The 20,060-nt window shown below is 43.2% G+C and carries 17 protein-coding genes; 7 read left to right on the forward strand and 10 right to left on the reverse strand.

Annotated features, from left to right (window positions below; genetic code table 11):
* Positions 1–46: 46 nt before the first annotated feature.
* The 6 genes from EAH55_RS13310 to EAH55_RS13335 all read right to left on the reverse strand — a co-directional run bounded on the left by EAH55_RS13310 (position 47) and on the right by EAH55_RS13335 (position 5,933).
* Entirely contained in the window at positions 47–805 is a 759-nt protein-coding gene (locus tag EAH55_RS13310; protein WP_121810094.1) for a ThuA domain-containing protein, read from the reverse strand.
* Between the two features lie 19 nt (positions 806–824).
* Positions 825–1,301, reverse strand: a complete 477-nt coding sequence (locus EAH55_RS13315) for a hypothetical protein (RefSeq protein WP_121810095.1) — start codon at positions 1,299–1,301, stop codon at positions 825–827.
* A 75-nt stretch (positions 1,302–1,376) separates the two neighbouring features.
* Positions 1,377–2,135, reverse strand: coding sequence for a ThuA domain-containing protein (locus EAH55_RS13320; RefSeq protein WP_121810096.1), 759 nt, complete (start codon positions 2,133–2,135; stop codon positions 1,377–1,379).
* Between the two features lie 25 nt (positions 2,136–2,160).
* Positions 2,161–2,913, reverse strand: coding sequence for a ThuA domain-containing protein (locus tag EAH55_RS13325; protein WP_121810097.1), 753 nt, complete (start codon positions 2,911–2,913; stop codon positions 2,161–2,163).
* Between the two features lie 9 nt (positions 2,914–2,922).
* A complete protein-coding gene (locus EAH55_RS13330) occupies positions 2,923–4,056 on the reverse strand; it encodes a redoxin family protein (protein ID WP_121810098.1) in 1,134 nt (377 codons plus the stop codon).
* A gap of 23 nt (positions 4,057–4,079) precedes the next feature.
* Entirely contained in the window at positions 4,080–5,933 is a 1,854-nt protein-coding gene (locus EAH55_RS13335) for a glycoside hydrolase family 9 protein (RefSeq protein ID WP_121810099.1), read from the reverse strand.
* Positions 5,934–6,308: 375 nt separating this feature from the next.
* On the opposite strand from EAH55_RS13335, the gene EAH55_RS13340 reads away from it, so the two are divergent.
* The 6 genes from EAH55_RS13340 (at position 6,309) to EAH55_RS13365 (ending at position 11,764) form a co-directional block, all read left to right on the forward strand.
* A complete protein-coding gene (locus EAH55_RS13340; protein WP_121810100.1) occupies positions 6,309–6,746 on the forward strand; it encodes a PTS sugar transporter subunit IIA in 438 nt (145 codons plus the stop codon).
* Positions 6,739–7,209 carry a PTS sugar transporter subunit IIB gene (locus tag EAH55_RS13345; RefSeq protein ID WP_112570588.1) on the forward strand — a complete coding sequence of 157 codons (471 nt, stop codon included), beginning with the start codon at positions 6,739–6,741 and terminating at the stop codon, positions 7,207–7,209. The genes EAH55_RS13340 and EAH55_RS13345 overlap by 8 nt, the downstream gene beginning before the upstream one ends.
* 42 nt (positions 7,210–7,251) lie before the next feature.
* Complete coding sequence (locus EAH55_RS31155; RefSeq protein ID WP_121810101.1) at positions 7,252–8,838, forward strand: PTS system mannose/fructose/sorbose family transporter subunit IID; 1,587 nt, start codon at positions 7,252–7,254, stop codon at positions 8,836–8,838.
* 12 nt (positions 8,839–8,850) lie between these two features.
* Complete coding sequence (ptsP, locus tag EAH55_RS13355) at positions 8,851–10,563, forward strand: phosphoenolpyruvate--protein phosphotransferase (RefSeq protein WP_121810102.1); 1,713 nt, start codon at positions 8,851–8,853, stop codon at positions 10,561–10,563.
* The gene (locus EAH55_RS13360) at positions 10,560–10,826 is read left to right on the forward strand and encodes an HPr family phosphocarrier protein (protein ID WP_121810103.1); all 267 of its coding nucleotides are present in this window, start codon (positions 10,560–10,562) and stop codon (positions 10,824–10,826) included. The genes ptsP and EAH55_RS13360 overlap by 4 nt, the downstream gene beginning before the upstream one ends.
* Positions 10,827–10,972: 146 nt before the next feature.
* Positions 10,973–11,764, forward strand: a complete 792-nt coding sequence (locus EAH55_RS13365; protein ID WP_208644846.1) for a 6-phosphogluconolactonase — start codon at positions 10,973–10,975, stop codon at positions 11,762–11,764.
* Positions 11,765–12,029: 265 nt separating this feature from the next.
* On the opposite strand, the gene EAH55_RS13370 is transcribed toward EAH55_RS13365, so the two are convergent.
* Genes EAH55_RS13370 through EAH55_RS13380 form a run of 3 tightly spaced genes read right to left on the reverse strand, consistent with a single transcriptional unit; the run spans position 12,030 to position 17,479 of the window.
* Positions 12,030–13,178 (reverse strand): glycoside hydrolase family 18 protein, encoded by a 1,149-nt coding sequence (locus EAH55_RS13370; RefSeq protein WP_121810104.1) that lies wholly within the window; start codon positions 13,176–13,178, stop codon positions 12,030–12,032.
* A gap of 23 nt (positions 13,179–13,201) precedes the next feature.
* The gene (locus EAH55_RS13375) at positions 13,202–14,461 is read right to left on the reverse strand and encodes a DUF5009 domain-containing protein (protein ID WP_121810105.1); all 1,260 of its coding nucleotides are present in this window, start codon (positions 14,459–14,461) and stop codon (positions 13,202–13,204) included.
* Between the two features lie 21 nt (positions 14,462–14,482).
* Positions 14,483–17,479, reverse strand: coding sequence for a glycosyl hydrolase family 28-related protein (locus tag EAH55_RS13380; protein WP_208644847.1), 2,997 nt, complete (start codon positions 17,477–17,479; stop codon positions 14,483–14,485).
* Positions 17,480–17,515: 36 nt separating this feature from the next.
* Here EAH55_RS13380 and EAH55_RS30890 point away from each other — a divergent pair, with 36 nt between their 5' ends.
* Complete coding sequence (locus tag EAH55_RS30890) at positions 17,516–17,659, forward strand: hypothetical protein (protein WP_162996861.1); 144 nt, start codon at positions 17,516–17,518, stop codon at positions 17,657–17,659.
* 888 nt (positions 17,660–18,547) lie between these two features.
* Here EAH55_RS30890 and pdxR read toward each other — a convergent pair.
* A complete protein-coding gene (pdxR, locus tag EAH55_RS13385) occupies positions 18,548–20,041 on the reverse strand; it encodes a MocR-like pyridoxine biosynthesis transcription factor PdxR (RefSeq protein WP_121810106.1) in 1,494 nt (497 codons plus the stop codon).
* Between the last annotated feature and the right edge of the window lie 19 nt (positions 20,042–20,060).

The following is a 20,060-nucleotide window of genomic DNA, read 5'->3' on the forward strand; positions in this document are numbered from 1 at the left end:
GCATTAAAGAAACCTGGCTTTTATTTATCCAGAATGCCTTAAGAGATTATTTTTTCCCGGCCAACCATAGCAAAGCATCTTCAAACATTTGATTTTGCTCGGGCGAGGTAAATATCAGATCGCCATGCCCCATGTTCATGTATAGCATTTTGTATTTAGTATTAGTCCATACCACGGGAATATCGCCATCACGAATGATATCCTTTTTACCCAACGGGTAATTAGCCGGATCAAGCGTTACCAGTACTTTAATATCTTTATTATCCCGTGGATTAGGTTTCCAGCCGTACCACTCGTTTATAGGGGCAACATAGCTTTTACCAAGACTTTTGGTAACCGGGTGAGTATTATCGTCCACAATCATTTTGGCGGGCAGCGGTGGCCAGTTATTGTTGTAAAAAGTAGCCCCTAAAAAATCAACAAACCATGGCCATTTGGTGTACTTATCATTATAGCCAGACACGTGGAACCCTAACCAGGCACCGCCGTTAGCCATAAATTTTTCAAAAGCGCTTCTTTGCGCCTGATTATGCGGAAATTCATTAAGCCAAATAACTACCTGGTAATTTTTTAATTTTTTATCGTTCAGGTCGGCCCAGTTGCTTGTGGTGTCAAATGCAAAGCCTTTTGCTTTAGCCATTTTGTTATAAAACTTCATGGCATCCATGGCAAAATCAACGTGATCACTTTCAACATTGGTTGAGTATAATGCCAGTACTTTAAAGCGAGGTTGCTGAGCAAAAGTCGTTTTACCAGCCAAAAGTATCACCAACAGAAACACAGTAGTATATATCAATTTCTTCATTACAAATACTTCAACTGGATTATTTATTCATTTCATTACCAAGCGAATCCATTACATTATTTACAGAGGCACTTATCCCCCTAAACAATGGCTCATCATCCGCTGACCAGGGCTTGCCGCGCCTGAAATCCCACCAGCGGTATTCTATCTTTGAATATTCGTTTGAGATGCCTTTTTCAATTGGCTTTTCATAAATGTCAAAAACCTTGACCTCATAAGTAGCGTCGTAAACTATAACATCAACCACAAACCTTACAAAATAGTAATTACCGGTATTACCTATGTTAACCCTGGTGGTATAAGTACCGACGACTTCGCCTTTCTTTTCATTAGCTACAGTCATTGTCTTTTCATCGCCCTTAAACCAATTCAAGGCTTTGGTATAAAGATCAGCTTTTTTAAAAGTTGGGTTCAGAGCGTAAACATTGTCAAAATAAACTTTACCGCTACGCATTTGCAGCAAAATAGGCGATGTATTCCCCTGTGCTATAGCCATGAGAGGCATAAGTAAAATACACAAGAACAATAGCTTTTTTATCATGGTTGTGGATACAATTAGGTTTGTTGAATATTATTTTTTTGCCGCCCAGAAAATAGCATTGCTGAAAAGTGTAGTATAATCTTTACTATCAAAAAGCAACGGCGAATGGCCCATAAAAATGTAAACGTTGCGGGCTTTTTTTGCAGGGTTAGTCCATACAACCGGGTGATCACCCATGGTAATGCCATCCTTAGGTTCGTAAGTTGATTCATCTACCGATGCCAGTACATGCACATTGGGCCGCGGATCTTTATCATAAGTATACCACTCTTCCTTCTGAACCAGGAATGACGGTGATACACCCTTCATTACCGGGTGTTTCTTATCTTCAATATTAACGGTGCCTTTGGCGAAGGTCGCTATGTAATTTTTAAAACGGATACCGCCCATAAAATTCCAGAACCAGTTCCACATTGGGTAACCGTCAAACTCGCCCAAAAGAGTTGCATGGTGAAAACCAATCCAGCCTCCCTTGCCTTCGTCAATATATTTTTCAAATGCTTCAACCGCTTTTTCTTTCCAGGCATAAGGCGGGTAGTCCAGCTGGATAAACAATTGGTAATTAGATAGAAATGCACTATCAATTGTATCAGTAGTTTGAATATAATCGATAGAAAAATTATTATCGGCAGCCAGCTTATCCAGCCAAACTTTAGCTGCTTTTGAGTACTCAATATGGTGGCCGCCATTTTCATACAGGGCTATCACTTTAAAGCGTGGCGCCTTTTGAGCCCAGGCGCTTACAACGGTTAACAGGCAAAGACTTAATATCAGTACTATTTTTTTCATGGTGATTGTTTACAGGTTGATAATTTTATTTTGAGCCGGCCCAAAGGATGGCATCTCTGAGCAGTGTTACATAACTTTGATTAGTAAATACTGAAGGATCATGCCCAATACCGATATAGATCATGCGACGGTATTTTTCATTAGTCCAGATGATGGGATGATCACCCATCGGTTTATTTTGCTTATAGCTGGACTCGTCGGCGGTAGCCAGAACACGCGCATTGGGCCGCGGGCTTTTATTAAACTCGTACCATTCATCAGAAATCTCAAATTTAGCAGGCAGATTTTTGGTGGCCGGATGTTGGCGGTCTTCCACAATAACAGCTCCTTTTTGATAAGCCGGATGCGGCGAATAAACCACTCCTCCCATAAAATCCTCAAACCATTGCCAATATCTGGTATTCTTAGCTAAAAACTCAGTTCCGGTTAAGCCCGCGCCGTGAATACCAATCCAACCCTTCGCCTGCTCAACAAACTTTTGTAAAGCAGCCTGCTGACTATACGAAATATCGAAAGGAGCCAGTTGCATCATCACAAATACCTGATAGTTCTTTAGATTCCCGTCGTTGATCTTGCTTGAATCGTCCGTGTAATCAACTTCAAACTGATTGTCCTTACCCAGTTTTTCGAAAAACGGTTTGGCAGCAGTCATCATTTTAATGTGATCATCAGAACGGGAAATCACCACCAAAGCCTTGAATTTGTATGGCTGCGCAACAGCAATATTTACCAATAACAGTGGGATTAATGCACTTACAATATATTTCAGCTTGCCCATCGGTATCAATTATTTGTAGATCCGGCCCATCATCGGGTTATTCCAGATCACTTTTTTAAGTTCTTCAATATCGATAGCCCCTTGATGACTGTATACTACTTTCCCATCCGGATCAACCAGCATGGTATAAGGCAAAGCCCCATCCCATTTAGGATCTACCGCCTCAATCATTTTGTATTTATCATCGCCGGTATAGATGTAATTAGTTCCAGACGACTGTTTACGTTGTAAAAACTTCAAGGCTTTATCCTTATTAGCAGGATCATCGGCACTGATGCTCACAAACTCAAGCCCCCTGTCGCGATATAGCCTGTTTAGCGTAACCAAGTCATCAAACTCGGCAACACAAGGGCCGCACCAGGTTGCCCAAAGGTTGATCATCCTCAACCTGTCCGAATTATTTTTCACAACAGTCGCGATTCCGGCAGCGCTGATGGTATCAATCTTTACCGGTTCTTTTGCCCATTGAATTTGGGCTTTATCTATCCAATCCTTTTTCTCGGCCCATTTAACCGAGCAGCCAAAAGTTTTGGTAACAGGCACGGCAATATCTTTACCCTCCAATACGGCGTCGATAGCATTACGTGCATCCTGCGATTTTGGGGTTTTGGCAGGATTTTCCATATCATCAATCCGACCGTTGTACCTAAGCTTCCTGTCTTTATCAAACACGAAAATATGGGGAGTAGCAACGGGACCATATTTGTTGGAGGCCACTTCAGTTTCGCCATCGTACAAGTATGGGAAGTTAAAGCCTTTATCTTTGGCACGTGTTTTCATTTCTTCAAATGAATCACCTAAATCACTGTATCCCAATTCATCATAACGCAATGAAGATGGATTATTGGGGTTGATAGCCACAACACTAACACCCTTTGATGCATAATCGCTGGTCAGTTTGACCACTCTGTCTTCGTAAGCCTGCGATGTTGGGCAATGATTACACATAAAAACCACAACCAACACTTTGGCATTTTTAAATGATTGCACGGTGTAAGTTTTACCATCAATGCCCGGCAAACTAAAATCAGGTGCCTGAGCGCCGATAGCCAGTGTTTTGTGCTCATCCGCCGCAAAGCAAAATATCGGGACGCATAGTAACAGCGCAAGGGCAAAACTTATGTGAAAGCTCCAGTTCTTCATAACTTAGGTATAATGGTTTATAATTAATCGCTTGTTGAAACTGCCAGCAGGTACCAGGCCGTGTGCGGCAACCATTGCTCGGCCCAGCGCCAGTCCGAGTCTTTGCCCGACACAGCATAGGGAATATTAAAGTCAATATCATCCTCATTATCAAAGCCCGAGGTAATGCCATTTACAATACCGCCCGGCGCGTTGGTATATTCAAACGTGCCAAAAAAGCCATACGCCGGATTGTTATGCCCTGTACCCTGCAGCATACTGGCATCAAATGGGTTCAATCCCAAAATCCAGTTAAGCTGGTCAATGGCAAAACCTGAAAGCTGGTCATGAAAAGGTTTATCATCTTTAAACAGGTTTGCAGCCATCCGCGCGGCAGTAGCCACCGAACCAAGCCTTGCATTTTCTCCCTGCCACCAGGGCGAAGCATCACTGCCATGCGGGAAAAAGAAAGCACTATGGCGGTTGCCCAAAGTATCCTGTACCAATTCGCGACTGTAACCAAAGGGATTATTCACCTCATGAGTGATAGCCAACTCAAATTCCATTGATTTCCTTACAGCCGACTTGATCTTTGCCTGAAGATTGGCGGCGGCATATGGGTAGTAATACAACAGACTAACAACTGGTAAACCGCCATCTGAAGGGTGAAAGAAAGGCCGGTCTTTATCATCGGCACGCCAAAAGTTTTGATACTTATTCCAGGAGCTTAGGCGATTAAGCAGATTGTTTGCCCGTTTTTCGGCTGCTGTTTTGTATATCTCTTTATGAGTTACCTTATAAAGCTCAGTCGCGGCGCTTAAGGCACAATAATCGTCAAGAATGTTTTCCTTTTTGTCATAATCCATTTGCGGGTTTTCCTTTTCCAAAAAGCCAAAGGCATTTTCAGCAGCCTTCAGGTAATCTGCGTTGCTAAACTCTCCCGAAGTTGGATAAGCTGAAGCCATGGCTAACGCGGCAATTGAAATCCCTGCACCCGAACGGTAACTGACCTGGTAACTGCGCCAGTTTTTACCGGTTGTGGTTTTGGTGAACGATTGATCTTTGGTTTTCTTGATCCGGTAACTACCTTCATCTGCTTGGATCACCCTATCTTTAGGTAGCTTACCGGGTCCGGGCGAAGAAACAGAACGGTAAAATGAGCCGTTTTTTGCCTGCATCCTTACCAGGTAATCAGCACCATACATGGCCTCGTCCAAAATACGCCTGTTAAACTGCCTGAAATCAGTTCCGGCGCGGGCACTTAACAACTCATAGGTTTTGAACAGACTAAAAGCCGTTAATGAGATTTGCTGCGGATTAAAATAATTAGAGAATGACAGGTGCGATAAATGTTTGCCATAATCGCCGGTGGCGTCGTACCAACCGCCGTGCGCGTCAACAGTGTCCGTTGTTCCTGATAATACCAAATGATGATCGGCCTTATCTAACAAACCAGAACTTCTCTGTCCTTTAAAGTAATATACCACATCAGATATGGTTGCTTTTTCAAGTACGTTCTTGCCTATTATAAAAGGGTAAGACGAAATCATCCCCTTTGGCGAATTGAATTGTATTTTGTAAGTCCCCGATTTTGTAAAACCGCTAAAATCAAGCGTCCAAAATTCAAAGTTCTTCCATTTGTTCACGGGCCCGCTGTAGTTGATTTGCCCGGTAAATGCAGTATTTCCTTTATCAGCATCAATAAGGTTAAATGATGCAAAGGCAAGATGACTATCCGCAACTATAATGGCGCGTTTGGCCTTATTATCCTCGTAACCTACATGATTGGTTACCACTTTAATACTTTGCGCCTGCGCAATAAATGGCAAGCCTGCTAAAACAAGGCAGCACTTTTTGCATATAGCCGAAAGAAGATCGATACGCTTTTTTAGGTTCATATATAAAGTTAAGGAATTATAAAATGGTTAACAGGAAAGCGTTTTGCATCCCGTTTCAAAGCTAAAACATAAAGTTGCTGATGGATATTTTCATGCCCCTACATCAGCACTACTGGTAAATCAATAGTTCAAAGTCCATGGTCAAAAGTCCTTTTACCCGATTTTTCTATTTTGACTTAAGACTTCGCACTTATGCCTTCAAACTTCTTCAATAGCCGAAATCAGCACAATAAATTACAGTAGTGGTGTTGTAGTGCCTTCAAAATAGCAATTGAATAAAGTTTGACTGATAATTGCAGAAGATTAATTTTCATATATAAACCAGTTATGAAAGTCCCGCGCCCTTAAACGCGGATATAAAAACCTTAATTATTGATGGAGAATACCGGAAGCACAAGAAAATTTCTGATAGCAACGCACGGCAAACTTGCAGGCGGCATAAAATCGTCGCTTGATATTATCACCGGCACCGCGGATAGCATTTTTTTGATTGAAGCTTATGTTGATGAAAACCGCTCATTAGAAGATGATATCAAAACAGTAGTTGATCAGATTGGCGACAATGATGAATTGATTATTTTTTCGGATATCATGGGCGGCAGTGTTACCAATCAGATCCTGCAATATGCCCTGCAGCCTAACGTACATGTGGTTTCAGGTTTTAATCTTCCGCTGGTAATTGAAATTATATTGGCTGATGCAGACACTCCCTCAGAAGAAGTAATTGCCGAAGCTATTGAAAACGCTAAGCAACAAATGGTATATGTAAATAAACTTTTAACCGCCCAAAACCAGGAGGAAGAAAATGATTAAGCTAACCCGTATTGACGACAGGCTGGTACATGGCCAGGTAGCTTTTACATGGACGCCTGCGCTTGGTGCCGATTGCCTGCTGATTGCCAACGACAAAGTAGCCAAGGATGAGTTTATGAAGATGACCCTTGGCCTTGCAAAACCGGCAGGCACCAAGCTATTGATCAAACCGATAAAAGAGGCGGCCGCTTTTTTAAATGACGAGAAAAGCAAAAACGCGAAAGTTTTAATCCTGATCAATAGCGTTAAGGATGCAGCCGCACTGGCAGTGGAAGTGCCCGAAATAACAACAATCAACTTCGGTGGCTTACGGTCAAAAGACGGCTCAAAGCTGATCTCAAAAGCGATAGCAGTTAATGACGATGATATAGCTATCATTCGCGAAATGCTGGCAAAAGGCCTTGAGTTGGAAGTAAGGCAGGTACCTACTGATAATAAACAACTTGTAGCAAACCTGATTTAAATAAACAGATTTAATACATTAACAAACAACAACTTAATCCTCTTGTCAGTATCATACTTACTCATCGCGCTGATAGCGATGTTTGGACATTCGGAAGATTTTCTGGGCACTACCCTGCTTAGCCGCCCTTTGGTGCTTGGCCCGCTGGTTGGCCTGGTGCTTGGCGACGTAACCCAGGGCGTTATCATTGGCGCTACACTTGAACTCATATTCATGGGAAACATCAAGGTTGGCGCAGCTATACCTCCTGATGTGATCACGGGTGGCGTACTGGGTACCGCGTTTGCTATCATCTCTGGCAAAGGGCCGGCAATTGCCCTGGCCATAGCCGTACCTGTTTCCATACTGGCCGAAATGGTGATCAGTGGTTTGTTTGTATTGCGGGCTATGCTCAATAAAAAGTTCAATCAATATGCCGAAGATGGTGATTTTAAAGGCATTCAACGCCTACATATCATTTCAGGCCTATTGAGGCCGGTGCTCATGGGCATAATCATTATGCTTGCATTACAGTTAGGTGCTGGTGCCATGAAAACGTTTTTGGATATGATACCGGCATGGGTACAAACAGGCTTACAGGTTGCAGGAAATATGCTACCCGCATTAGGCTTTGCCCTGCTCATGAACCTGATGTTCAATAAAAACATGGCCCCCTATTTTTTCCTGGGCTTTATGCTGGCTGCCTATCTGAAATTACCGGTAATAGCCATTGGCGGCTTCGGTGTTATAATCGCATTATCGGTAACACAGATTGCCCCTAAACCGGCCGTCGATGACGACGATGATTTTGGAGCTGATGAGGAACCGGCAGAGCAAATAAAGCCGAACCCAAAGCTGAGCAAGCGTGATATCCGCATGCTCTTCTTCCGCTCGTTGGCGTTGGAAGCCAATTTCAATTTTGAAACATGGCAAAATACCGGCTTCGCATTTTCTATTATACCAGTCCTGAAAAAGCTTTACAATACCAGGGAGACAATGGCGGCTGCTTTGAAAAGACATTTGCAGTTTTTTAATACCAGTCCATACGGTTCTACATTAATAATGGGCATCACAGCTGCTATGGAAGAGCAAAACAGCAATGACGGGGATTTCGACGAGGAATCCATCAATTCGGTAAAACTGGGCCTGATGGGGCCGCTGGCCGGAGTATTCGACTCTTTGTTTTGGGGCACATTTAAAGTGATTGCCGCCGGGGTTGGAACATCGCTAGCTATTAAAGGCAATATCCTGGGGCCATTGTTGTTCCTGCTCATATTTAATGTTCCACATTTACTGTTACGCTATAAACTAACTTTTGTGGGTTACGATGCGGGTACGCGCTTTTTGCAAAACCTGGCCAAAAATAATGTAATGGACAGACTCACTAAAGGCTCATCTATTTTAGGGCTGATGGTTGTTGGGGCTATGCCGGCAACGCTCATGAACATCACTACACCATTACATATCGGCACAGAAAAATCCGCAGTGGGCGTTCAAAGCATTTTAGACCAGGTAGTGCCTGCCATGATACCGTTGGGACTTACTTTTTTAGTGTATTATTTTGTTAAAAAGAATATTAAAACCACATACCTGTTATTAGGCCTGCTGTTGCTTGGTTTTGCAGGGAGTATTATCCACCTGTTTGCATAAAGAAAAACATAAATGAAGGGAATTGGAGTTTCACCGGGCATTGCTATAGGAAGGGCGTTTGTTATTAAAAAAAACGCGCCTGCCACCAACGGTATTGTTTTAAAAAACCAGGTTGAGATAGTAGCGGAAATTGAACGCTTTGACATTTCGGTTGTCAACGCGCTTGCCGAGATCGATGCCATCAAGAACAACTCGCAACTGATGCTCAATGATGATGACATAGCTATACTGGAAACACAGGTGGAGCTGATCAATGATCCGCAAATCCGTGAAGATGTGGTAGCTAAAATTGAAGAAGAGAAAAAGACGGCGAACGATGCTATGATAGAAGTTACCGCCGGCATTGTCGCCCTGTTTGAAAGCATGGATGATGAGTATATGCGTGCCCGCTCGGCTGATTTTCAGGATATCGGCAACCGTATCCTCAAATACATCAACCGTACGGGTGATACCAATAACCGCTCGTTTGAGCCGGATACCATTGTTATTGCCGATGACCTCACTCCTTCTGATACGATCACTTTAGACCTTAACCTTGTCACCGGTTTTGCAACACAGGCGGGTAGCCGCACCTCGCACGCGGCCATCATAGCCAAATCAAAAGGGCTGCCTGCGGTTGTAGCCTGCGGCGATGAGTTAATGACTATCAATCATAACGACTTTATCATTTTAGACGGCCTCAGCGGTTCGGTTTATGTTAACCCAGGCGAGGATATTATTAGCAGATACTCGGCTAAATCCGCCTCTTTCAGGCAACAGGCAGAGGTGTTAAAAATGGTTAAAGACAAGCCTGCCATTACCGCTGATGGTAAACAGGTGACCCTACTTGCCAATATTTCGAATGCCGATGACCTGGCTATGGTTCATGACAACGGCGGCGAAGGTGTTGGCCTTTTCCGCACCGAAATGCTGTTTATGGACCGTGACACCTTCCCCGATGAAGATGAACAATTTGAGTTTTATAAAAAAGCGGTTTTAAAGGCAAAAGGCAAACCCATAGTTATACGAACCATTGATATAGGCGGCGATAAACACCTGTCATACTTCAACTTACCAACCGAACTTAATCCTTTTCTTGGCTATCGTGCAATCCGTATTTCGCTCGATCAGGAAGGTCTATTTATTGTGCAGCTTAAAGCCATTTTAAGGGCCTCCGCATTTGGATCGGTTAGTATCATGTTCCCCATGATCTCTAACGTAAAAGAAATTCGCGAGGCGAAATTCATCCTGAATAAAGCAAAAAACGAACTGCTTGAAGCGGGTGTCGCATTCAACAATGATGTGAAGGTTGGGATCATGGTCGAGATTCCATCAGCTGCTGTTACGGCGGATATCCTGGCTAAAGAAGTAGATTTTTTCAGCATCGGCACTAATGACCTTTGCCAGTATACCCTGGCAGTGGACAGGATGAATGAAAAGATCACCCACCTGTACGACCCGTTTAATCCAGGTGTACTACGCCTCATTCTGAATGTAATTGAACAAGGCCGTGCGCATAACATACACGTGGGCATGTGCGGCGAGATGGCCTCCGACCCGCTGGCAACCCTGTTATTATTAGGCATGGGGCTTGAAGAGTTTTCCATGAGTGCTGTCTCCATTCCAGCAATTAAAAACATCATCATTAATAACAGCGAAGCAACAGCTAAGCAGGTATGCCAACAGGTAATGGCCATGGATAGCTCAGAAAACGTTATTGCTTATTTAAAGGAGATAACCCAATGATAACCAAAGATTATATCATCACATCGGCGCAGGGAATGCATGCCCGACCGGCAACCCAGCTTGTTAAACTGGTAAAAGGCTTTAAATCTGCCACCAGTTTAAAAAAAGGCGATAAAACTGTTAAACTGAATAGCTTGCTTAATATCCTGTCGCTGAGCATTAAAGGCGGCGAAACCATTTCGGTAATTATGGATGGCGAGGATGAAGTGAGCGCAGCCGTTATTATCGATGATTTTTTCACAAAACAGCTTAAAGAACTATAAAAGCAAAAAAAACAATCTATTCATTGCCGTTGACTTTAGTCAACGGTAATGGCAACAGTAAGGGTGCTTTAGCCCAAATGCAAGCGACAATCTGGCTAAAGCCGTTAAATTATTTGTCATTATCCCGTTGACTAAAGTCAACGGCAATGATTGAAAAAACAAAAACACCGACATCATACATGAAAGTAACTATAACCAAAAGCGAACAGGAATTTGATATCACCGCGGCATGGCGCATCATTGCGCAGATGCTTGAAAAACGGACATCGGTAATTGGCCTTTCAACCGGGCAAACCACCATTGGCATGCACCGTATCGTTTCAGAAATTTACGCTCAATACCCGTTTGATGTATCAAACATTACCCTGTTTAATGTAGATGAACTCACTAACCTGGAGCGCGAATATGCAGGCAGCTGTTATACGATGATCCTGAACCAGATTGCCGGTCCGCTGGGGATTCCTGAAGAAAACTTTATTATGCCGCCTACCCTTTCTGATGATTTTGTGGCAGAGAGTATCCTGTTTGAAAAACGCCTCGCCGAGCGTGGCGGTGCCGATTTGCAGATGCTGGGTATCGGCAGTAATGGGCATATTGGCATCAATCAGCCAGGAACGCCATTTGAAAGCGAGACCTGGGTATCACCAATGGATCCGGATTTTGAAGCTCGTGTACGCCGTGAAACGCAAGTCCCACCAGAAACCGAACTTGGTGGCCTAACCCGTGGCGTTAAAAACATTATGCATACCCGCAAGCTTATCCTGATAGCCAAAGGCAGCCACAAAGCCGAAATTATTAAACAGGCCATATTAGGCCCGGTAACCACGGATATCCCGGCATCTGTAGTACAACTACATCCAAATTGCGAGATATTGTTAGATGCGGATGCGGGCGCTTTAATAGCCGATTACGCTAAAGAACGTGGTTATAATTGGTAATTTATTTATAATCAACCTGAACTTTATAAAGCAGGCCACCGGGTACGATATTACCCTCAGCTTAAGGAATCAAATAAACAAAGGATTTTAAAACTCCCCTCTTGAGAGGGGCGCGGAGGGGCGAGGGTAGCAGGGGTGTGTTCTGCTACAAGTTTATCGAAGCAGAAACACACCCCTCCGCCCCTCTCAAGAGGGGAATCGCACAATCCCACACTGTTCTTTGTTAAATTAACGCTGTTCTTTTTGCAATGAGTTTATACCATTTTTAATTCAAATGGCTATTAGCGGCGTCAAGCAAATACTCTTTCCTATCATCAACATATTCCCAGAACATTACCCCGGCCATACCATTCTTTTTCACATACCGACATTTCTTTCTAATCGACCATTCATCGTCAAATGATAAAAACTGGCGGGTTGTGGGATTATACAAATACGGTGCTTTCGCACTCTTATCCCGATAATATTTAAATGCTTTGTTGGTAAGCAGACTATCTTTTATAAAGGTATAGCCACCGCCCCGCATCCTTTCGAGATTGCGCGAACCCAGCCCGGTTTTGGTACTGTCCGACACTCTTGTGGAACGACTGTAAAAAGCCATCCCTAAAACAAGCTTATTCCGCGGAACACCTGCTTCAATAAAAACCCTGGTGCCATTATCCGAATTATTTTCTGTCTTAAGATATTTTGAGGCATACAACCCAGTATGATGTACCGCTACATCGGCACCGTAATCGTAAGTCATGAGGTTGATATAATCCAGGCAAGCGCCTACTTTATCCATTTCTGTGTTCTGCACAAAATGCCTGAAGGCACCTACGGCTGCTGTAAGTAACATTTTTTTCCCTGTTTCTTTTTCAAGCGCGTTCAACTGAGTCCTCAGTTCCAGGAATAAACTGGTATAGTTCTGTTTATCCTCCGGGCGATGGACATTACCCGCGCCGGATTCGTTAGGATATTCCCAGTCGATGTCAATGCCATCCATCTTAAACTTACGAACCAATTCAACAGCACTGGCCGCAAAAGCTTTACGCGAAGTATCAGTAAGTGCCATGTCTGAAAAGTTTTTGCTCCACAGCCACCCGCCTATCGAAATCAAAACTTTCAAATCGGTGTTCTTTTTCTTCAATCCAACCAAATACCTGAAATTGATGGTATCTGTTCGGGGATGTGTAAGAAAAGCCCGGTTCCCGATTACATTTACAAACGCGTAGTTAATATGGGTAAGCTTTGCCGGATGAACCATGTTGGTATCTATCAACCCGCGAAAACCACTCACATAGCCGATTATAACATGCTTTTTAGCCCGGTTTTTCTGCGCGTAAACCAGGTTTGCCGAAAGTATAAGGCATAGGAAAGCAATCAGCCGGGTTTTATATTGCCCCGGCCGCAATAATGATGCAAAGTTTGTCATTAGAATTTAGGTATGTATAATATTTAAATTTTCAGGCGTAATCTTTTCTTTTCAAGTAGTCCGACAAATAGAATAATGATCACAGCTGTAAGGAATGAACGCAGCAATCCCGGAAATCCATTATTAATGATGCTCGGATAGTTAATATGAAGTAACTCCAGAATAAACACCTGGAAATACGGAATCAGGTAACAGGTGAGCGTACTGGTGCCGGCGGGTTTGATCCAGTTAAAGGCGCTTATTTTCCCTTTAACATCAACCACATATATCAATATTAAAAACGCCAGCGTAGTAATGCCCGAGCAAATAAGCACCCATGCCGGTGTTGAACGAATTTTGGAAATCCCTTCGGTATAAGGCCTCAAAGCAAAACCTGCAAACAGGAACAGAACGCCAATAATTGCCAATGTAGCCCAGATCCGTTGCGTTTTACCTTGTTCAACCAATTTAGCGTAGATGCCAGAGATAACCACGCCCCCCATAGTTAAAGTCATGGTTGAGGCATCATGGATTATCCAGAGTGGTTTTAAAAAGATAATCGCGTTGCCAAGAAAGCTTCCGGTAAAGTTGTTACCGGCGATAGTGACCATTTCTTCATCACGCGTTACTTTTATCTTAAATACCGAGTGGGCAATAATATTAATGGCTATCAGTACTACCCATGCTACGACAAGCCTGTTTAATTTTCCTTTAACTGCGACAAATATCAGCGCGCAAACCAGGTATGCCCAGCCTATTAAACCTAATATTCCCCACCAGGATGGTTCCATCCACCTTACCTCACCATCTTCGCCTCCTTTATAAATTACGGCCATGGCTATCAACATAATAATCCCCAGCATTTGCAGCGAATATCTTTTGGCCTTTGCCATAGTTTCGGGGTAATCCAGCCAGATCAGGAAGAACGTTGTTGTAATAACCAGCGCCCATGCTGCTTTCGGAATTATAGCAGCCGATGAATTATAATCTTCAAGGTTTACATGGTAAAAACCCATAATGAGCAATGCAACACTCCTTATCAGTATGTAAAACAAAACCTGCCGGCCGCTATCACCTTTTTTGATCCTGTTATTGATGGCAAATGGTAACGACAAGCCAACGATGAACAAAAATGCCGGAAAAATAGTGTCGGCAAAACCCATCCTGTCCTCAAATCCCTTGGCATGGTCTATCCACTCGGGAATATGCTTTACACCGCTGGCATCGTTAACAAATATCATCAGCAGCATAGTGATAGCACGCAATACATCGATGGATAACAAGCGCTTTGGTAATTGTTGCATATGGCTTTATTTAGGGATGTTTTATTTAGCTTTTACGGAAAACAATGAGTTATGGCTCGTAATATATAGAGTATTATTATCAGAACCACCAAACGCTAATCCCGTTGGTCGTTCTGGTACTTTTATCACATTGATTTGTTTACCTGCACTATCATATACATAAATCTGTCCGTCGGCTATATAAACATTTCCTTTATCGTCGGTTGCAGAGGCAAACTCACCTCTTTCGGCAAAATATTTTAAATCAGAAAGATAACCATCCTTGCTTACAGTTGTGCTCACGGTACGTTTGTCATACTCATCGCTGCTGTAGAGTAGCTTTCCGGGATACGCGGCTGCCAAAGCTGTTGACCTGGCCAAATCGTACACCGCCGGGATAATAGTCACTCCATCTGGCGCTACAAAACACTCCGTTAGCTTATTTACTGTTACCGCATTAAAATCATGATAGTCACGCCAGCGGTGCGCCGGGTACAGCGCTTTATAAACAGGGTTCACCTGCCCCATGGGTACTATTTTCAGCTTCTGGATAGTTTCATCGGGATTGTTAGGGTCGATACTGTAAGCCCAACTTGCAAAACCCGAATTACCCCACCCACTAAAAGAGGTACCTCCGGCATCGGCAGGATTATCAAACTTTTCGGGCTTGCCGTTTATCAGATAGCCAGGCTTCGGCACATATTTAAAAACAACGAGCAGATTGTCATTTTTGTCACAGGCTAAGGATAGTGGCTCCCATGGATAGTCAGCGAGTAAACTGATCTGCTTATCCGCCGCCGACCATTTATAGATCCTTTTCATGCGCTGCTCGCTGAAATAAATATTGCCTTTACTATCGGCACACACTGCCGATACAAATTCAAAACCCGTTGCAAGCTTATTGATGGTGCCGCCTTGCTGTTCGGCCGTGTTGGCTTTATCATCAATATAAAGTCGTGCAAATTCCCATGGCCTTACTTCCGTAGCAGTATTGATGTCATACAATGGCAAAGTTGTGGTATATTTTATCTGGCTGTAATTGTGAACGTTCAGCAACTCAATGTTTTTACCTCCCCATTTCCTGATGGAGTACGGTGCGGGCTTGTTAACCCTGATCACCCTGAACATGTACAGGTTGGCAAACACCATATTACTTGAATATTCTAACTCCATAGGCTGGCACTCGGTACTTTCCCGGCTTTCTTCCTCTAACTGCATAGCGTATACCTTCCAGTTAGAAACGTTGTTAAAACGTACTTCGTTACGCACATGATGTTCTATCGACATGGCATAAATACGACCGGGAGTTTGCGTATTGGAAATATAAGTACCGGCAGTAGCGTAAGTATTGGCGCTCCAGATATCTTTAAAAGTACCGCCGCCGCCATCTGTTACCCAAAGGCTCCAATACTGTGTATCCCACGATGAGTCCGTTCCATTTTGAGCCCGGTTATAGGCGCCACCGCCCGCTGTACTTTTGGGCGCGCCAACACGCTGCATACCGCCATGACCGCCAACAAATTTCACATCGTTCAAATATGAACCAGCACCTGCCATCCATTTGCAAGCTACAGCACGCGGGTTATCAGCATTAGTACAAAGACCGATCCCGCTTAAAATATTGCTCCCTCCTTTTGATGATTCCAGCAGCGCTACCGGGCCACCAAAGCCGCCGAAAGCAGGTGTATTATCGGTAATTAAAAACTGTGTAGCAATGGGGTTCAAACCAATCAATTTGGTATCGGGCTTTAGTTTAATAGTTTGGCTAACGCGATACCATCCTTGTGGCACATATATGGTTTCGTATTTGTCAATAGCTGCCTGTATAGCTTGTGTGTCGTCAGTAACGCCATCGCCTTTAGCACCGATAGCCTTTAGGTTAGCCCAGGTTTCAATTGCCGGAAAATCGGGGATATCCTTTTTGGCAGCCTCTGGCAATGCGGTCAAAGGTTCTTGTTCATTGGTGGTTTTATATTGCGGATCTGCATCAAGGCCATCCATCTGTAAACCATAAGTGAAGTTTTTTACACGGTAGATGTTCCCCCCTCCCGGAGTTGTTTTGCCGCTACGGCGATAGCTGGCTAATACAGGCACATTACGGCAAACCACGTTACGAAGATTGATCTGGTTGAAAGCATTGTCCTCATTACTGATGATGATAGCCGGCCCGCTTACGCCATCAAAACGGCAATCTTCCATAAATAATTTTTCATGATAGTTGGGATTAATGCTGATTACCGTTGGCACATGCTTAACATTCATACGCACAATGGTAAGCCCTGCCTCCTGGGTGCGAATGGCAGCCTCACGCTGGCCTTCAAAATAAGTATCCACCATCATAAACTGCCAGCCAGGTGATGGTTTGGTGGTATAGATACCATACTGGCCACCAAAAAAGCGAACATCCTCCATTTCGTTACCTACATCAAACATACCCGCCAGTCCTTTGCCAATATTTACATCCACATGAGCTATAAAACTATGCTGTGCAAAATGGGTGCGCATAGCAACCGCGTAAGGATTGCCATCATTTATTTTAAGGTTAATGTTTGATATTGAGCTATAAAAAGTTGACGCGCCCGCATCATGTACCTCATCGCCGGGTTTAGATAGGCTGCTTACAAACCAAAACACGTACTTAGCATGGCCTTTATCATTTTCATCAGCGGTTTGAAAACCGGGCGAATTTTTAGCCAGGATAATCTGCGGTCTGTTTTTGCCGTAACCTATCAGCCTTACAGCAGTTGGTATAAATATAGTTTTGGAGATCAGGTATTTCCCTTCGGGGATAAAAAGCACGCCAAAGTTATGCTCGGTTTTCACTTTGGTAATGGCCGCCTGTAGTTCATCTGAAACATCGGTTTTGCCATCGGCCTTGATCTTAAAATTTTCGGGAGTAAAATAAACAGCGTCCGAATCCTGCAAACGGGCCTGGTATACGGATTTACCTCCATTATCGTTCTTTGCAGAGATATTATTGCCGAAACAAAAGGTTTGAATAAAAATAAACGCGGTGACTAACAGGGTTCCCTTTTTCACTTTTTTTTAATATGGTTTATATGGTACCGACATCCAATGTACATAATAAATCAGCCGTACTTTTTTACAGGCCATGTAAAATTGCTGATAGGCGTATACCGGATTGTTGGTGCACAAATCTATCTGATAGTGCTGTTTGATGCTATTATTACGGCACTACATCACCACTACCATAGGTAACATTAGGTCTAAACAAGAAAATTGGTAACAAAGGGAGGCGTTTTTGCGCCGGGGAAGAGAAATAGAAAAAGGATTACTTAGGCATTTGCATGAGCTTTTACAAATACCTTTAAAACGAAAATGGGCAACCAAAGGCCGCCCATTCATTAACTGGTTTTAATGTCCAATTATTTTGCAGTTTTTCTTGCAGGAGTTAACGGAACAATAATAACAGCTAAGAAAAGGGCAACTTCTAATACGGTTAACATAACTTTAATTTTTTAAAATGTTTTAATTACTGAACTAACAATGTTTTAGGGAATTACAACCGTTCCTACAGGCATGCTGTTGCAGGATGTAAGAACAATTGTATCATTCCTGGCAGACATTCAGCTAAATATATGCCATTAAAAAATCGCACCTAAAAATCAAGATGTTAGACCAAAAACATCATTTTTTAAATTCAGCTTTTCTATAAAATCAATTTTAAAAACACAGATTTTTTGAATTTAAATCTTCTTTTCACGTTAAGTATCAAAAAAACAGGCCTAAACCGGGTTAGAAAAAACCATTAAGCCGTTTTTTGCCGAATTATTTTTACAAAAACCGTGAAACCTGCATTAATTTATTTTTAGCGAAATTTATTTCGCTACGTAATTTCACACATTGCTTTACAGGGCAAAAAATCTTTTATCAAACATTTTTTTGTAAAAAAACCTGCACCGTATTTTTAGATAACACCCGTATTAGCAATTTAAAAAAAATTAAACGACAATTTGTCATGCGCATGACAAATACCAATTTTGGCAGAAAATCCCCCCCTTAAAAACCTGACACACAACTGCCAAAACATGACACGGGCATTAGTCAAAGCGATATTATTCGGTATTTACCCCCTATGCCAAACTTTCAAGCTAAGTGAATGCACTTTAGAATGGCCTTTTGCCAAATGTTTACCGCTTCCTGCATTTCCTTTTCGTTTAATGAAGCAAAACCTATCCGCACAAAACTGTGCTTAACAGACTTATCATAATAATAATCGAGCCCCGCCCCTATGGATAAGCCCAATTCGTTAGCTTTTTTTGACACAACCGCTGTGTCCAGGTCATGAAGATACTTTACCCATATGGCAAAGCCGCCGCTGGGTATTTTGAATGAAATATATTCGCCCAATTGCTCTTGTAGTAGTCGGCAAAGGATATCACGCCGTTCGTGATAAAGCTTATTGGCTTTTTTGAGGTGCCTGCCGATATCGCCATTCTTTAACAAACTTGCCATAGCTTCTTCGAGCAAATGCTCGCCCTGCCTGTCAATCAGCCTGCGTAAGCGAGTAGCCTGAACCATGAAGTTTTGAGGCGCAACCATAAAACCAATGCGGATTCCCGGAGCAATTGTTTTACAAAATGAACCAACGTATATTACGTTTCCATAATAATCGGCACTGGCCAATGGCAATATCGGGCCGCTGGTATAGTGAAAATCAAAGTCATAATCATCTTCAATAATGGCAAACTGATATTTGGCAGCCAGCTCCAGTAAATGCATACGCCTTTCGGAGCTGAGTGTAACCGTAGTAGGCTGGTGGTGATGCGGCACAACATATAACATCCGTACTTTTTTTGTTTTACAGATAGCCTCAACAGCGTTAATATCTATGCCATGCTCATCCACCGGCACAAACGCCAACTGGGCACCAGCCTGCTCAAACACTTCATTGGCACCGTTGTATCCCGGGTCGCCAACAATTACAGTATCGTTTTTATTGACCAGCACCTGGGCACACAAGTAAAGCGCCATTTGAACGCCTTTGGTTATTAAAATATCTCCGGGAGTTACGTGCAGGCCACGGGTTTCGCCCAAAAAACGGGCAAGTTCGTTTCTTAAGTTTTCCGAACCCTGCTCCGGGCCATACATCAGGTATTTATGCGTAAAATGATAGCCCGCCATTCGCCTGTATTCGCGTACCATTAAGTCAACAGGCGCAATACGGGTGTCGGGAAAGCCCTCGGTAAAGGTTAGGTTGCCGTCGGGGATACCGACGAACATACGTTGCGGCCCGATCCTGTTGTCATCCACCTTGAATGATGTTTTGTTAGCCAGGCTATGCTTCAGGACGGCCTTTTCGATTGGCCGGGGTGCAACATCGGGCAGATTTTTAGCCACGTAGATCCCTTTGCGGGGTATCACATCTACCCAGCTTTGGGCATAAAGCTCGTCATAAGCGGCCACTACCGTTTTGCGATGAACATTTAAAGATACCGACAAGGCCCGGCTGGCCGGAAGCGCGGAGCCTGGCTTCAAAGTCCCCTGCCTGATGTATCGGATAATACCATTACTAATTTGCAGGTAAACAGGTACCTGGCTGCTTTTATCCACGCTTAATAAACTTTCAACAAGCATCATATTGGACTATCTTTAATCT

Origin of the sequence: Mucilaginibacter kameinonensis (assembly GCF_003675385.1) — a bacterium.
Classification (GTDB): domain Bacteria; phylum Bacteroidota; class Bacteroidia; order Sphingobacteriales; family Sphingobacteriaceae; genus Mucilaginibacter; species Mucilaginibacter kameinonensis.